This is a genomic window from Pseudomonas sp. BSw22131 (assembly GCF_026810445.1).
In the GTDB taxonomy this organism is placed as follows: domain Bacteria; phylum Pseudomonadota; class Gammaproteobacteria; order Pseudomonadales; family Pseudomonadaceae; genus Aquipseudomonas; species Aquipseudomonas huanghezhanensis.
This window is the reverse complement of the sequence record NZ_CP113949.1, coordinates 3557116-3572944: the sequence shown is the minus strand read 5'-3', so window position 1 is coordinate 3572944 and position 15829 is coordinate 3557116. Positions and strand designations below refer to the sequence as shown.

The following is a 15829-nucleotide window of genomic DNA, read 5'->3' as shown; positions in this document are numbered from 1 at the left end:
CTCTGTAGGAGCGAACTTGTTCGCGAGGCGATGTAACTGATACACCGCATCGCCAGGCTCGCCAACAAGTTGGCTCTACAGAAGAGATATGTGCAGGTCAATCCACGTCAATATCCAGCCGTTTCAAGCACGAGGCGAGGGTGGTCGGCTTGATCCCGAGCAACTCGGCCGCGCCCCTTTGCCGAACAGCTTGCCGTTGGCAGCCTTGAGCGCGGCGTGCAGGTTGTTGCGCTCCAGGTCGCGCATTTGTGCTTCGGTGAGAAACCCTTCGCTCGCAGCGCTGGTGATCACAGGTGAAGCCAGCGCTTTGGCTTCCTCCGGCAAATCCAGGTTTAGATCGGCGCCGGCGGAGGTGATCAGCTCCAGTCATTCGGAGTGCGTCGCGCCACTCATCGGCGTCCCACCAGTGGCTTACTTGACGGTTCTTTGTAACGAGACAATACTTCGCGCAGATTCATATAGATGACTAGATAAATAAAACAGCGAAGTGTTCGAACATGAACCGCCTTTCCAGCGACGTCCGCCTCCCGCTCTATCAACGCTTGCGAGATCAATTGGCTGAGCAGATCGCCAATAACCGCTGGCGTCCGGGGGAAGCGATCCCCACCGAATCCGCACTGTCCAGCGAGTACTGCCTGTCCACCGGCACCGTACGCAAAGCCATCGACATGCTGGTCAGCGAAAACATTCTCGAGCGTCAGCAGGGGCGCGGCACCTTCATCCGGCGTCCGCAGTTCCAATCCTCTCTGTTCCGCTTCTTCCGTTTTCAGACCGCGTCCGGCGAACGTCAGGTGCCGGAAAGCCGTGTGCTTTCCATCGAGCCGGTGAGCGCTCCTTCCGCCGTTGCGCAAGCGCTGGGCCTGCCGCTGGAGGCAGCGGTGATCCGCATGATTCGTCTGCGTTTGCTGGATGGTCAACCGGTGCTGGCGGAGGAAATCTGGCTGCCACGCGAGCAGTTTCAGGCCCTGCTTGAAATCGATCTGACCCAGCAGGGCCCGCTGCTGTACCCCATCTATGAAGCGTTCTGCGGGCAGGTCGTGGCGTACGCCGAAGAAAGCCTGACGGCCGAAGCTGTCAGCGAAGTACACGCCCGTCTGCTGCACGTCCCGGTCAACAGCCCGGTGGTGGTGATCGAGCGGCTGGCGCGCAACTACGCCGGTCAACCGCTGGAATGGCGCCGCTCACGCGGGCATGCCGAGCACTTCCGTTACACCGTAGATATCCGCTAGCCGCGTTGCACTTCTGTAGGAACCAACGTGATGGCGAGGCATTCGACCGGGGTGTATCAGGCACGCCGCCTCGCGAACAAGTTCGCGCCTACAGGGTAGCGCCACACAACAACTGCCAAACGCACACTCATAAGGACAAAAACCATGTTCAGTTGGTATCGCCAAGTCACTCCCCGGGAGCGCAAAACGTTTTGGGCCTGCTTCGGCGGATGGTCGCTCGACGCCCTTGAAGTCCAGATGTTCGGTCTGGCCATTCCTGCACTGATCGCAGCGTTCGCCCTGAGCAAGGGCGATGCCGGACTGATCAGCGGCGTTACGCTGGTGACGTCGGCCCTCGGTGGCTGGGTCGGCGGTACGCTGTCCGATCGTTACGGTCGGGTGCGTACATTGCAATGGATGATCCTCTGGTTTTCGGTGTTCACGTTTCTGTCGGCTTTCGTCACCGGCTTCCACCAATTGCTTGTGGTCAAAGCCCTTCAGGGGTTCGGCATCGGTGGCGAGTGGGCGGCCGGCGCGGTGCTGATGGCCGAAACCATCAACCCCAAATACCGTGGCAAAGTCATGGGCACCGTGCAAAGCGCCTGGGCCGTGGGCTGGGGCCTGGCCGTGGGCGTGTTCACCCTGATCTACTCGTTCGTGCCGGCCGATATCGCCTGGCGTGTGATGTTCCTGGTCGGCCTGTTGCCGTCCTTCCTGATCATCTGGGTGCGCCGCAACGTCGAGGAGCCAGACAGCTTCCAGCGCCTGCAAAAAGAGCACGCCATCCCGCAGAGTTTCTTTAAATCCCTGGCCGGTATCTTTCGTCCCGAACTGATCCGCGTGACCTTGCTCGGCGGCTTGCTGGGCCTCGGCGCCCACGGCGGCTACCACGCGGTGATGACCTGGTTGCCGACGTTTCTGAAAACCGAACGTAACCTGTCGGTGCTCAACTCCGGTGGTTACCTGGCCGTGATCATCTTTGCGTTCTGGTGCGGTTGCGTGGCCAGCGGCTTTTTGATCGACCGCATTGGGCGGCGCATGAATATCGTGTCGTTTGCGCTGTGCTGTGTGATCACCGTTCAGTGCTACGTGTTCCTGCCGTTGACCAACACGCAAATGCTGTTCCTGGGCTTTCCGCTGGGCTTCTTTGCGGCGGGCATTCCGGCCAGTCTCGGCGCGCTGTTCAACGAGCTTTACCCGGCTGATGTACGCGGGGCAGGGGTTGGTTTTTGCTACAACTTTGGCAGGGTACTGTCGGCGGTATTCCCGTTTCTGGTGGGGCATATGAGCGAATCGATGTCATTGGGTTCAGCCATCGGCATCGACGCGGGCATCGCCTACGGCGTTGCCGTCATCGCTGCGCTTTGCTTGCCGGAAACCCGCGGCCGCAGCCTGGAAGCTACCTCGGCGGCTGCGCAGGACTCTGCCAACCCAGAGACCGCTCGCGCCTGATGTTTTACCTGTGCGGTGTGGGCTTTGTTCAACGGCCTGCATTGCGCGTTCTCTCGATAGACGATCACACCACCGGATACCTGCATGCCTGATAGCTGTTCTGCGCCAATTCTCGGCATCGATGCACATGCCCACGTGTTCAGCAGGGAGCTGGATCTCACCGCCGCACGACGCTACACCCCCGACTACGATGCAACGCTTGGGGTGTACCTGAATCACCTGCGCGACCACGGTTTGAGCCATGGCGTGTTGGTGCAGCCAAGCTTTCTTGGCACCGACAACACGTATCTGCTCAAAGCGCTGCAACACGCGGCCGGGCAGATACGCGGGATAGTGGTCGTCGAGCGTGATATCAGCCGTGAGCAGTTGGACGCGATGGACCGTCTGGGCGTGGTCGGTGTGCGTCTGAACCTCATGGGCCAGGCGCTGCCGGACTTTGACGAGCCTGCCTGGCGAGTGTTTTTCGGGCATCTCGCCGAGCTGGACTGGCACGTCGAGCTGCACCGTCAGGTCGAGGATTTGCCGGGTTTGATTCGCGGCTTGATGCCGTTCGGGATCAAGATCGTGGTCGACCACTTCGGGCGTGCCGATGCGCGGCTGGGGATGGATCAGCCAGGCTTTCGCGAACTGCTGGCGCTGGGGCAGAGCGGGCAGGTGTGGATGAAGGTCTCGGGCATTTATCGACTCGGCGGTACCGCGCAGCAGAACCTTGATTTCGCCCGTGCAGCGATGCCCTTGCTGGAGCAGGGTTTTGGCTCGCGCCGTCTGGTGTGGGGCAGTGACTGGCCGCACACCCAGCATGAAAACAGCATCGGTTACGGCACGGTGGTCGAGCAATTGCAGGCGCTGGAATGTTCGGCGCATACCATGCGTTCGCTGTTGATCGAGGCGCCGCAGGCGCTATTCGATTTCAACGTGACCGAGGCCTGAAGCCTGCGCAGGAGGCTATTTGTTGGCGAGGCGTTCTGGCGACGCCACGCGAATGAATTAGGCGCCTACAGAGTAGAGCCTTGCGCGGCTACAGATTCAAACCGCTCAGGATTTCGGCTCTTTGGTGCCCAATACATCGCGGATGCTGTCCACAACGTTGCTGTCCTTGATCACATCATTGAGCCAACCTTCCAGCGGCATGTTGCCCCACTTGATGGCACGCTCGATCAGGTACGGCACCGGGCTTTGCGGCTCGGTGTTTTTGAAGAACTGCGCGACGCTGGCGAGCATCGTGAAGGCTTCATCGCGGCTGATGGGCGTGGTACGCAAGGGTGCCGGCGAAGCGTCCGGGGAGGGCGTGGTCATGGCGGCACCTGCGGTGTGGGCAACGGCGGCTTGAGGGGCGGAGGGCGCAGGTTCGACAGGCGCAGGATGCAGTTCGATGCCCCGGTCCTTGAGCAGCTTTTGAGCCAGTTGCCCGGCGCGCGAAAGGATGTCGCTGAGCGCCGCAAAGCTTGGCGCCTCCGGACCAAAAAACGTGTCGGCGGTCGTCTGGAGTTGCTGGCACGCCTTCAAGCTGTCGGCAATCTCGGCAGCCTTCATGCGCAGGTGATCGGAGTCCGTGAGCACCACCGAGCGCTGGAAGATTTCCGCGTTGATCTTGCCTTCTTCAACGGCGGTTTGCATGGCCTTGGGGTTTTGCAGCGCCAGGTTCTCGACGTAACGGGATTCGTCGTAACGCTGCAGGCCGAATTGCTGGCCCTGGGTGATTGGCAGCCCGCCGACCATATCCGTCAGCGAGGCCTTCAGCCAGGCGAGGCGGGCGCTGCGCTCTTCAACGCCATCTTCAAGCGACGGAAACAGGTCCGCCCAGAACGTCTGCAAAATTCGCTCGGCCAGGGTCAGGCCGAAAGTGATACCGAGGAAATGGTACCGGTGCGCCAGGGCTTCACTGAGCCAGGCAACCAGCATCAGGTCCTTGCTCTGTTGTGCAAGGCCTTGCGCTGCCAGCGTGATCGTCAGGTCCCAATCCGAAGATTTCAGATCGGTCTGCCAGTCACCCTGGGTGAGGTAATCGGGGTCTGCTCGACGAGCTTCTTTGACCTGATCGAACAGGGTGGAGAAACTCAGGTCTTCGCCACTGCCCCCGTTGATGGGTGCGGTCAGGTCCGCCAGCGAAAGGTCGTTGAGAAATTCAGACATGGGTCACTCTGATTCAGGGTTAAAAAAACACCGTACCCATGCAAGGGTACGGTGCTGAACACGGACCGCTTTCACGGCCCGATGTCGTCAACGGCTTATGCGAAGACTTTGTTGGCCGTGCGATCCCAGCCGCCAGTGACGTTACCGCCACCTTGACCATCGGAACGGCTCTGTTGGGTATAAGTGGTCTTGATACGGGCGAAGTTGAAGCTGATTTCTTCAATCGGCAGGTCGCTGACCGCTTTGTCTTCGCCATCTTGACTCCCACCGGCAACCGCTTTGACCGACGACACCACAACCTCTTCCAGGTTGATGGTCAGGTAGGTCAGCTTGTCGCCGCCTGCGCGGTTGACGTTGAGCTGGATCTTGGCGATATGCGTGCCTTTGCAGCAGGCTTCGAACAGCTTGGCGGAGGCTTTGTCCACGGCTTTACGAATGCTGAAATCGCTCAGTGCAACGCGCTCGGAAGAAGCACCGCCCGAAGAACTGGCAGTAGCGGACGTCGCCTGAGTGGCGCCGTACTCGTAGCCCAGCACTTCAATCCAGTCCTTGTGCTTGTCGTCCAGAACTTCACCTGGAATGCCGTCGATTTGGATGTATGCGTCAAATGCCATTTCTTACGTCTCCTTTCCTTCATTTAAGGGCCTGCATCACCTGCGAACAGGTCGCAGCCCTTTGCTTTAACCTTCTTGAAATGATCAAGAAAGGCTTCGTTACCGCTGCCCCGGCCTCATGTTTCGATGACCCAGGCGCCGGTTTTCTTCAATTAGACCGCGAGCTCAATTGAGCGCGCGCACTTCGATCTCTACCCGTCGGTTTGGCTCAAGGCACTGAATCAACTGAGCCCGCGGCTGCTGCATGTCGCACTTGACCAAGGGCTTCTCGCTGCCTTCGCCCACGGCGTCCACCAGTTCGGACGGCACGCCTTTGCCCACCAGATAAGTCTTGATGGTCTGCGCGCGCTGCTTGGACACCTGCAGGTTGCCTTGTCGGTCACCCAGTTGGTCGGCGTGACCGGCGATGATGATCTTGCCGATGTTGGGGGTGCTCAACAGCTTGCCGGCAATCGCGCTCAACTGGCCCTGGCCTTCGCTTTTCAGGCTTTGGAAATCAGCACGACCGAAGGCGAACAAGGTGTCCGATTCCAGCGTGATGGTTTCAATCGAGCGCAGTGTCTGCGTCAGCAAGCTGTTGATGTAGTTGCGAGAGCTTGAGGTCAGAAACGCGTTGTCGAGGATGCGCGGCACGTCGAGTTCGTGAATCTGATCGCTGTAGAAATTGATCTGCCGGCTTGCGTATTCATAGTCCTGATTGGAGCCTGGTCCGCTGTTGGCGGTGATCGTCTTGCCGGTCTGGCGGGCAATCGCCGGGTACCAGTAATCGGGCATTCTGGCTTTCAGGAACACGGGATCCGCCTTCTCCCGTTGCGCACGGGACAGCATCACGTAAGTGTCCAGGGTGGCCTTGCCGAAGTCGGCGATGGACTGCGCGCGGTTGTCGACGGGCAGTGCTTTGGGCTCGACACTGTCGACGCCTGTTACCGGCTGCAAATCCTTGGCGTTGCGCTGATAGACCTTGATCGTGGTCAGCAGGTACAGGGAGCGGGTCAGGTTGTCGGCGGTTGGCTTGAGCATCACGCTTTCGAGGCGCGAGAAATACCGGGTGCGCAGCAGCGGCTCGACGTCGTAACCCTGATAAAGGCCCAGACGCAGGCGCAACGGCACACCCTCATCGTGGTGCTGAGCGTAATAGTGCGCGGTCCAGAAGCGCATCCGGTCCAGGGTTTGCCAGTCGGTGTATTGACCGGTGGCAGCGCTGTCATCGGCGGCGGCCTGCGTAAGCTCCGTGGAAATACTTTGAATGGTCTGGTGGTTGTTCCAGTACGACCAGCCCCACAGACCGCAGACCAGCGAAGCCACCAGGCCAGCGCCGCCGATCCATGCCGCCTTGCGCCTGCGCTCGCGGTGATTGGTGGTGTACAGCGCGACCAGGTGCTGGTCGGGAATGATGACTTTGCGAAACAGGCTGTTGATGAACAGCGGCCGTGGCTCGGCCTGGCCATCGACGATGGCGTGATCGCTTTCCAGCGAAAAGCGCTCGGTGACTTCACGCGTATGCAGCCCCAGTTCCGGCTGATCGGCGTCCAGTGCACTGGTGAAATAGAACCCGCGCAGCAACTCGGCGCTCTGGTAAGGATTGGCCCGCAACAACGCATCGACGAACAGCTGCAACCGTGGCTTGAGCGCGGCAAGCTCCAGCGGGAAGCGATACACCGCCGAATCCTGGCGGGTGATCTGGATGTCCTGCAGGGCCAATTGCTGGTTGGCGACCTCTTGCCAATAGCTGATCAGCTCATCCATCGCCACGCCAAAGCGCTGGCCCCAGTCGGCCTGTTCGAAACCTTTGTGGGCGAACGTCTTGCCCATGACTTCGCCACGGGCCACGTCGTCCAGCTGACGATAGAAGGGTGCGAACCCTGGCACCAGATCGCATTTGGTGAACACCAGGTAGACCGGCAGGCGCACTTCCAGCAGCGAGTGGGTTTCCTGAATGCGTTCACGCAGGCGCTTGGCGATGCGTTCCTGGTCCTCAATCGAGGATTGCAGGATGTCGTGGATGCTGACAGTCACGATCAAACCGTTGAGCGGTCGACGCTGACGGTGCTGGCGCAACAGCTGCAAGAATGCCCGCCATTTGCCGGCTTCTTCCTGGTCGTGCATGTAGCGTCCGGCGGTGTCCAGCAGCACGGCCTCGGAGCTGAAAAACCAGTCGCAGTTACGCGTGCCGCCCAATCCTGCAACGCGTGCGCCTTCACGCTCCGCATACGGGAAGTTCAGGCCTGACTGGTAAAGCATGGTGCTTTTGCCCGCAGCCGGCTGGCCCACCACCAAGTACCAGGGCAGCGCGTACAACGCGTCTTTGGCCTGGGTGCCGCGTGGTTTATTGCTGTGCAGGCGCTCGATGCTTTGCAGCAGGCGTTCGCGCAGCAGGCTGACTTCTTCGCGGTCGGCGGGGCTGGCATTGAGCACCGCCTGATCGGCGTCTTCGCGCAGCAGCCCTTCAAGGTTGTGATGGCGCGACACGCCCCGGTACAGCAGCAGTACATAACCGGCTGACAGCAGCAGGAACACGCCGATCCCGCTCAGCAGGCTGTTAAGTGAGCTGAACCCGAACGCACGGCCGATGCCCCACACGACGAAAATCGCCAGGAAGAAGCACACCCCCAGAATGTAGGGTTGGTAACGCAAGCAGTAATACTTGATTTTGTTCATACAGACTTCAAATCCAGGGCGTCGACAAAACGGTCGATAACGTCACGAAGGGGGCGGTCGATTTCGGGAAACGCGTTGACGCGGTGGTGCTCGTCGAAGGCGTCGAAAGACGCCAGAACGTCGTAGCTTTCTGCGCGATCGCCGGTGCCGGTGAGCACGCGGTACAGCGCATTGGTGTTGCGCGAAGGGAAGCAAAACAGCTGGGGCCGCATGAAGTCGTCGGCCAGCACACTGATTTGCGGCGCCGCGTGGCTGGACTTCATGCGCGTCAGCCAGTTGATCCACAAATCGGCGGTCGGGTTCTTCAAACCGCGTTCGGCGGGCAGCGGCAGGCAAATACCGCCCGTGCTGTCCGGGTGCACCTGGCGTTTGAGCGCGTGCAGCCTGGTCAGCACGGCGTTGGTGACGAACTCCGGGTACGTGCTTTCCAGCGCGTTGGCGATGTCGCGCAGGCTGAAGTTCACCAGAAACTTGTTGTGCACGCGCCGAAACAGCTCAAAGTCCTGACCCTGCAACGGCCGCAACGCCTTGATGCGCTCGAACAGCACAGCGGACTGTTCGCCCTGAATCGCCATGTGCAGCAGCGGCTTGATCTGCGCATTGAACAGCTCGCTCAGGGTGAACGGGTTCGCCAGGTTGGCTGCCTCGCTGGCCTTGAGGGTCTGGAAAATGAAGAACGGATAGCGCCGGGCGCTGGCGTCCCGCGAGCTGATGAAACCGCCCAGCAGCCAGTTGCCGGTGCGTGCCCGGTAACTGAAAAAGCACACCGGCAGGCGGTCGAACAGCTCGCGCCAGTCCTCCCGATGCTGCATGCCCGCCAGCGCGCCTTGCAGCCATGCGTCGAACTCACACACCTCGTCAGCGGCGCCGTGCAGGCTGACGAAGTCCGGGCTCGCGGGGAGCTTGCCGAAGCAGCCAATCATCGGCTGCGCCCCTGATTCATCGTGCAGGTGCTCACTTGGTCCGTCCTTCAGGAGCGTTCAGCGCACTCAGCGCCTTGACGTTGGCCAGGTCGGTGAGCTTGACGCCACCGTAGTTGCGGACCGCCAGACTGACTTGACCGCTTGGCGTGCTCCAGCTGAAACGCTGCTGAATGCCATCCAGATCGTCGACCCGTGCGCTGTCGTTCATGCGCAGCAAGCCCCAGCGACCCGGGTAGTCGAACACGGTGATGCGTTCGCCACTGAGGGTCACAACATCCAGACGCGCACCCGGCGCGGTGGTCGTGCCGGGCCAGGAGAAGCGGCTCCAGCTGGTCTTGCCGTTGCGGTAATGCTGCACCTGACCGTCCAGGGTGAAGATGATATCGGTGAAGAACGCCGACGGCTCCAGCATGATCTCGAAGCCGTTGTCGCGGTCCGACAGGCTGGCGATGACCTGACCGAGCGAGCTGGCCTTGTCGATGCTGTTGACCATGTTCGGGTTAACCAGCGGCGCAGACTTCGCGCCGCTGCTCATGCCCAGGCCTTCACCGCCGGAGAGGTTACCGATTTCATTGCGCTTGAAGTTCGGCAGCAGGCCCGATTCCGGGTCGACGAAGCGCTGCAGATCCTTGACCGATGCTTCGTTGCGACTGCCAGCGGCGATGGGGTAACGGTGAGCCATGACTTGTTCCCAAGGCTTGGCAATCTGCTGTGCCCAGGCTTTGGCGATCTGCTCGCCGGCCGGGTCGCGCAGGGTTTCCCAGGTGAACTGGATCGGCAAACTGAACAGGCTTTGCAGCGAGGTGGACAAGCCGCCCTGGCTGGTATCGACGGTGGTCTCCACGTAGTTGCGCACGCTGGTGACTTCGCTCGGCTGGCCTTCCAGTGTTTCGCTGATCAACTGCTTGCTGCTTTTGCCGACGTCCTGCGAGCGCTGGATGTTGTTCATCCGCACCTTGAGTTTGCGCAGTGCAGCCAGGTAGCGGTCCATGATCGTGCTGTCGGCGCCTTCGGCATTTTGCGCGGCGAACACGCGCGACACCGGCTCGAAGCGTTTCGCCAGGCTGCCGTCGTCCACCGCAGGCAGCGGCGAGACCAGCGTGCTCGGCGATACCTTCTGATCATCGAGAATGCCCGTGACCTTGCCCCAGAACCCGTCATCACGCTTGACGCCCGGCTGCTGGGTTTCCCGCAGCGCCGGAACATCCCACTGGGTGTTGTCGTTGACCGCTGCCAACAGGCGCTTGATCGGCGAGTTCTGCACATCGCTGAGCAACGATAATTGCTGCGTGGCGTTGGCCATGTCGGTGAAATGGCGCACGCCGATGCTGTCGACCAGGGTGTACCAGGCCTGCGTGTAGTCGCGTTTGTAGCGGCTCATGAATTCACGGATGAAGTTGGCTTTCTGCACAACGCTGTCACCGCCATCGCCATCGAGTACCCAGTCCGACTCGTTGTGAAGATTGCCCGACACCAGCTTGATCAGCTCAGGCTTGACGAACTCCTCCCAGCCCTGACGGGTGAAAATCGCCGGCACCGCTTCGCTCCCGTAGAGCAATTGACGACCCGGCAATGGCACCAGATCGCTCAGGCCCACGGCCGGGAACTGGCGACTGGATTCCAGTTGCAGACGCAGGTATTCGCGGTCCACCAGCGAGCTTGAAATCATAAAGGACTTCAGGCTTTTGCGGGTTTCGCTGATCAGTTGCTCGTTGCGCGGCAGGGTAGGGGCCTGGCCGTTTTTGAGCAGCTGCACGTACACCGGTGCATTGTCCTGAATGACCTCGTCGCTGACCGGGTTTGCTTCATCGGCCGTGTTGGCCCATGCCATGGGCAACGCTGCGCTGACGAATTCCGGCTCTGGGTGCGCGGTAGGCTGAGTAAGCATGAGGTAGAGCTTCAGCGCGTTGTATGACTCGATGATGGACGCGACCTGCCGTTCATCCAGTTTGCCGAGCATTTCTTCAGACAAGGACAGCCCGCCCGTGGTGGCCGACAGCTCGGCTGCATCACTGGTGGTGGCCGGGTTGGCGCTTGACGGGTTGCGCAAGGCTGCCAAGGCGTCGTTGCGCGTCTGATTCACAGCGCCTCTGCCGGCGTTGCTCAGGCGACCGGTCACGTCGCTGGTGCTGCGCGGAATGCTGCTCAGGCTGGTAGGGCGGCCAACGCCTGCCGCAGCGTTTTGCAGACTGCGGTCCAGCGCTTTCTGACCCTGAGCACGTGCCTGCGCGGCTTTGCTGCCAGCCTTGCCCGGCGCTGTGACGACAGCGTTTTGCGGATCCATGGTTTTGGCGAATTCGTTGAATTCCCGCATGCGCAGTTGCAGGTTCAGGACAATCGGCTCAAGCGCTTGAGTGCGCAGTTGCTGCAGGTAGGCGGTCTGCGTGGCGAGGTAAATGTCGTCGCCCCGGTACAGGCCGCCGCTCAGTTGCAGCGGCACGCCCTTGGCCCGGTAGCGCTCGATGGTGGCCAACTGATTGCGCAATAGCTCCAGGCCTTTGCCGGAGGCGAGCAATTGCGCGCGGTCCGGGGATTGCTCAAGGTCGGTCAACTGTTGACGCAGAGACGCCAGCCACTCGCGGTTGTTCTGGAACGACAGGCTCTGCCAGCCGATGAAGGCCAGTCCGGCAAACAGCGCCACGGCAATCACCACCGGGCTCCACGACTTTTTGCCCATGCGCGACTGATGCAGGGCCAACTCACGGTCCGGGAAAATAACCCGGCGGAAGGTGTCGGTGATGAAGTAACTGCGGTCGCCGGTTTTCTTGCCGCTGTCAGGCGTCAGTGTCGGCTCGCCCTCTGGCAGCAGCGCGAAAGACTCGGCCAGGTCGTCTTCATACACATGGCTCAGTTGCTGTTCGGTTTGCAGCGCGCTGGTGAAATACAGCCCGCGCAGCAGCAACTGCGTGCCGCCATGCCCGCTCTGTGCAAAGTGCTGAAGAAACTGCTCCAGCGCCACTGACAGTTCGGCGAAATAGTTGGGGAAGTTGAGCAGAGTGCTGTTGGCATCAGCGCCCAGCGCGACCATCTGCGCATCGACGTGACGACGAATATGGCGGTGCAGATTGGCAAGCTTGGCTTCCAATACAGGGCGCAGGCCCTGATTGCGAATCTCCGACAAACCGAAGGTCATGCCCAACGGCTGCTGACGCTCGTGCAGGTCCAGCCCCTCGAACGCCTGACTGAACCCCGGTATCTGGTCGGTCTTGCTGAGCATCAGATAGATCGGGGGGTTGGCGTCCAGGCACTCGGTGTATTCCTCGATACGCGACACCAGTTGCGCAGCCAGTTCGTTGCGTTCATCGGCGCTGCCAGCCAGCAATTCAGGCAGGCTGACCACCAGCACCAGACCGTTGACGGCCGCTTTGCTGCGCTGCTTTTTCAGCATCCGCAGGAACGCCGCGAACTCGCTCGCCGACTGGTCGTCACGCAGGTAACGGCCGGCTGTGTCGATCATTACCGCTTCAGGGCTGAAGTACCAGTCGCAGTGCTGGGTGCCGCTCTGGCTTTCGTTGGCGCTGCTGGCAATGCTGGCCGACAGTCCCGAACGGGTCAGCAGCGACGTCTTGCCCGCCGCCGACATGCCGATCACCAGGTACCACGGCAAATCATACAAAGCCGATGAACCACCGCCGCCGGCAGAACGGTCCGTGCGCAGCATCGCGATGGCGTGCTTGAGGCGCTCGCGCAGCACTTGCTGGTCGCGGAACTCACCGGTGGATTTGAGTGAGCGATCGACTTCGATCTGCACCAGGTTTTCAAGGTTGCGTTCCGCGCGGATGCGTCGGTATTGGCGCAGCACGATGATCAGCACGTAGAAGGCGCTGATGATGATCATCGCCTCAGGGGTGTGCTCACGCAGCGCTGCAATGCGTGGCGCGACCAGCCAGCACAGCAACAGGCTCACCGCCCACAGCATGGGGATGAGAAACCAGAAACTTTTTAACGAACGCAATAGTGTCTTCATGTCTTCCTGACCCGGTTACCTGACCTGTGCTCAGGCACTGAACAGCTGGCTGATGTGTTCTGCCAAAGCGGCAACGTCTTTGCCCAACAGCCAGTCGAGCGTCAGGTAAACCCCGACGCAGACCAGCGCGATGAGCGCCAGGTACAGCCACACGGGGACTTCATGACGAAGCATTTGCGAGACCTGATCCGGCAATGCCCAGTCAGGCGACAGCGCTTTGGGGGTCTTGCGATACCGTGCGATGTCCTGGCCCAGCGTGTTGGCCAGGTAGCGCAGCTGATCCTTCTGACCGAGGCTGAACTTGCCCTCGAAACCCAGTGCCAGGCACAGGTGGTACACCTCCAGCACGTCCAGATTGCGTTTCACGTCGGCGCGCAACGATTCGATCTTTTCGAAGAATCCTTCGCCCGCCAGATGCACGCCGAAAAACCGGAATTGCAGCGGTTGCAATTCGAAGTGGCGGCGCAGGGCGTTGTCGCCGGAACGCAACACGCTTTCATCGAGAAACGCACACAGCGCGTACTGCGTGTCCTTGACCTGGTCAACGCTGTAATTGGCGTTGCGCGCATCGCGTTCCAGAGCGGTAAAGAAGCTGTCGACACTGGCCTCGAAGGCCGTCACCGAGGTCACTTGACGTCCTCTGCGCACGATCAACGCCATGCTGATGAAGTCCTGCACGAGGTCTTTGAGGCTCGGTTTGTCAGTGGCGGCCACTACGGCGCCTTGCATCACAGCTTCGGTCATTTGAGTACCGCCATCAGTTCAAGCTTGAGGTTGGTGAAAGCGCTGGGCGCGTAAAAGGAGATCGCCTGAGCGGTCATCATTCGCTCATAGACCCGGCCATGCGGTTCGATGGAGAAGTAGTGATTGTCCAGTCGCACCGGGATTGCATTGGGCAGGCGCGTCGAGTGGTTGAGCGTGACGCCCGGCATGGCGCTGTTGACCACCACTTCGATGTCTTCGGGCGAGCCGACCTTGAACGCACGCGGTACCAGTTCCAGCACGCTGGCGCCGGGCATGTCGGCGTGCACCGAGAGGTAGAAGTCCGCTTCGGTCAGGCGTGGGTCGTGCAACTGGCCCTGCCAGTACGACGGCTTGGTCTGGGTCAGGTTGATGACGATGCACTGGTTGGGGATCACGTTGTCCAGCAGCACGCGGATCATCTCGTCCAGCTTGACCAGCGAAGCCGCCGGATCATGGTGGTCGTACTCGGGAATGTCGTTGAGCTGGGTGTCCAGCGAGAAGGTCAGCAACCCGCCCGCCAGCTCCGCCAGAAACAGATACAGGCGCTCGGGGTGCAGGCGTGGATGTGCCAGCAGGTGCGCAAGGTTCGGGTACGCGCGGTTGACCGTGTTGAGCAGCCAGAACAGGGTCACGTCACTGGAGCCGAACTCGGCGATCTGGTCGGCACGTTCGCGACGACGACCCGACAGCGCCTTGCTCTTGGATTGCAACGCACCCAGCAGGCGCTTGCCCAGGCCGACCAGTGTTTCGTGGGTGCCGACGTGCAGTGTCGGGTGCACGAAATGCGCGTCCAGGTTGAAGCCACCGATGTTATTGCGCGACAGCCGGGCAACCGGGCAGTAGCTGTAGCCGTCCAGATTGTCGCCATCAATCAGCATCACCACGTTCAGGCGCAGGCTGGTGATTTCGTTTTCCAGATCGCCTTCGTTGAGGTCGGGCAGGGTGTCGAATTGCTTGCGAAAACGGCGTGCGCTCTTCTGCTCCTGACCGTCTTCAACGTAATTGAGGCCAAAGGGCTCAGGCAGTTTCAGGGCGGCGTAGATCTTGAGGTCATTGCCTTTGAGCAGGTCTTTCAGGTCGCGAGCGGCCGGCAAGGGATCGTGCTGTGGCGCATCGAACAGGCTGCCATCAGGGAACACCAGTTTGAGGCGCTTGAGTTGCAGCGAGCCTGACGCCAGCGCTTCCTCGTCAATCTGCAGGGCTTGTACGCCCCAGTGAAACGGGGTGCTGCGCAGTGTCGATTCGGCCAGCTGGTGCTGGTGAAACTCATCCTGATACTGGAAATGCTGTGGCAAAAGGAACATGCCCTCCGACCACATCACGCGGCTTTGCTTACTCATTTAGCGCCTTCCAATAAAGAATTGAATTGTGAATCGACTGCTTTTTTCGTGGCGCCGGTGGCCGAGTCCTGGGCCTGTTGAACCGCCGCGTCCTGCACTTGCTGCGTCAGCGTCGGGCTGGCGGGCGTCGCGGGTGTGACGGGTTGCCCGGGCACGGTGTTGGCCTTGGCAAACTGCGCTTCGGTCTTGGGTTTGTTCAAGACATCCACGCCACGCACGGCCAGCACGTAGTTGTTGTCCACCAGCACGCGCAAGCCATCGGAGGAGAACCAGATGCCGTCTTTGCGCAGCGAGTTGGCGTCGAATGCGACCTTCCAGCGGCTCTTTTCATCGGTGCGGAAAAACGCGGCCACGCCGACGTAACCGGTGGCCGTATTCAGTGGCCACTGATCGATCTGGCCCATGCCCGGCAGCAAGGTGATTTCGCGGTTGTCGAGCAAGGTGTTGCCGAGCGCTTTTTTCGGGTCTTCCCAGAGGCTGTCGGCGTCGATCGAGGCGAAGCGCTCCAGGGAGGTCAACTGGTAGACGCGCAACACCACCGAAAGCGGTTTGCCGGAGTCGTCGGGGTTCAGCTGATTGCCGCCGTCCGAGGTCAGGATGACCTTCTCGGTGTCGCCAAACAGCATGTCGCCTGCCCACGTGTCGTCGACGCGCTTGCCGACGCGGTCAGTAATGCCGCAGCCCGCCAGCAGCAGGGCCATTGCCGTTGCCACCAGGCAGGTTGCCAATGCCGGCCGCGTGCGACGCGTCCCTTGATGTGTGTTGTCCATGACTGCTACCTATGGGTGAT

12 protein-coding genes are annotated in these 15829 nt (G+C 60.8%); 3 read left to right on the top strand and 9 right to left on the bottom strand.

Features of this window, described 5'->3' with window-relative positions; all coding sequences use genetic code 11:
• Nucleotides 1-123 precede the first annotated feature (123 nt).
• A complete protein-coding gene (locus OYW20_RS16020) occupies nt 124-291 on the bottom strand; it encodes a hypothetical protein (protein WP_268796929.1) in 168 nt (55 codons plus the stop codon).
• Nucleotides 292-497: 206 nt separating this feature from the next.
• Here OYW20_RS16020 and OYW20_RS16015 point away from each other — a divergent pair, with 206 nt between their 5' ends.
• From OYW20_RS16015 to OYW20_RS16005, 3 genes are all read left to right on the top strand, one after another.
• Nucleotides 498-1229 (top strand): GntR family transcriptional regulator, encoded by a 732-nt coding sequence (locus OYW20_RS16015; RefSeq protein ID WP_268796928.1) that lies wholly within the window; start codon nt 498-500, stop codon nt 1227-1229.
• Nucleotides 1230-1373: 144 nt separating this feature from the next.
• Nucleotides 1374-2660 (top strand): MFS transporter, encoded by a 1287-nt coding sequence (locus OYW20_RS16010; protein WP_268796927.1) that lies wholly within the window; start codon nt 1374-1376, stop codon nt 2658-2660.
• A gap of 84 nt (nt 2661-2744) precedes the next feature.
• Complete coding sequence (locus OYW20_RS16005; RefSeq protein WP_268796926.1) at nt 2745-3590, top strand: amidohydrolase family protein; 846 nt, start codon at nt 2745-2747, stop codon at nt 3588-3590.
• Nucleotides 3591-3695: 105 nt separating this feature from the next.
• On the opposite strand, the gene tssA is transcribed toward OYW20_RS16005, so the two are convergent.
• From tssA to tssJ, 8 genes are all read right to left on the bottom strand, one after another.
• Nucleotides 3696-4793 (bottom strand): type VI secretion system protein TssA, encoded by a 1098-nt coding sequence (gene tssA / locus OYW20_RS16000; RefSeq protein WP_268796925.1) that lies wholly within the window; start codon nt 4791-4793, stop codon nt 3696-3698.
• Between the two features lie 95 nt (nt 4794-4888).
• Entirely contained in the window at nt 4889-5407 is a 519-nt protein-coding gene (locus OYW20_RS15995) for an Hcp family type VI secretion system effector (RefSeq protein ID WP_268796924.1), read from the bottom strand.
• A gap of 165 nt (nt 5408-5572) precedes the next feature.
• On the bottom strand, nt 5573-8065 hold the full coding sequence (gene tssM / locus OYW20_RS15990; protein ID WP_268796923.1) for a type VI secretion system membrane subunit TssM: 2493 nt from the start codon (nt 8063-8065) through the stop codon (nt 5573-5575).
• Nucleotides 8062-8988, bottom strand: a complete 927-nt coding sequence (gene tagF, locus OYW20_RS15985) for a type VI secretion system-associated protein TagF (RefSeq protein ID WP_268796922.1) — start codon at nt 8986-8988, stop codon at nt 8062-8064. The genes tssM and tagF overlap by 4 nt, the downstream gene beginning before the upstream one ends.
• Nucleotides 8989-9019: 31 nt before the next feature.
• Nucleotides 9020-12955: a type VI secretion protein IcmF/TssM N-terminal domain-containing protein gene (locus OYW20_RS15980; protein WP_268796921.1), complete on the bottom strand. Its 3936-nt coding sequence runs from the start codon at nt 12953-12955 to the stop codon at nt 9020-9022.
• A 30-nt stretch (nt 12956-12985) separates the two neighbouring features.
• Nucleotides 12986-13699 (bottom strand): type IVB secretion system protein IcmH/DotU, encoded by a 714-nt coding sequence (icmH, locus tag OYW20_RS15975; protein WP_268796920.1) that lies wholly within the window; start codon nt 13697-13699, stop codon nt 12986-12988.
• Complete coding sequence (tssK, locus tag OYW20_RS15970) at nt 13696-15039, bottom strand: type VI secretion system baseplate subunit TssK (protein WP_268796919.1); 1344 nt, start codon at nt 15037-15039, stop codon at nt 13696-13698. The genes icmH and tssK overlap by 4 nt, the downstream gene beginning before the upstream one ends.
• Entirely contained in the window at nt 15036-15809 is a 774-nt protein-coding gene (gene tssJ, locus OYW20_RS15965) for a type VI secretion system lipoprotein TssJ (protein ID WP_408005413.1), read from the bottom strand. Before tssJ ends, tssK begins: the two co-directional genes overlap by 4 nt.
• Nucleotides 15810-15829: the final 20 nt, after the last annotated feature.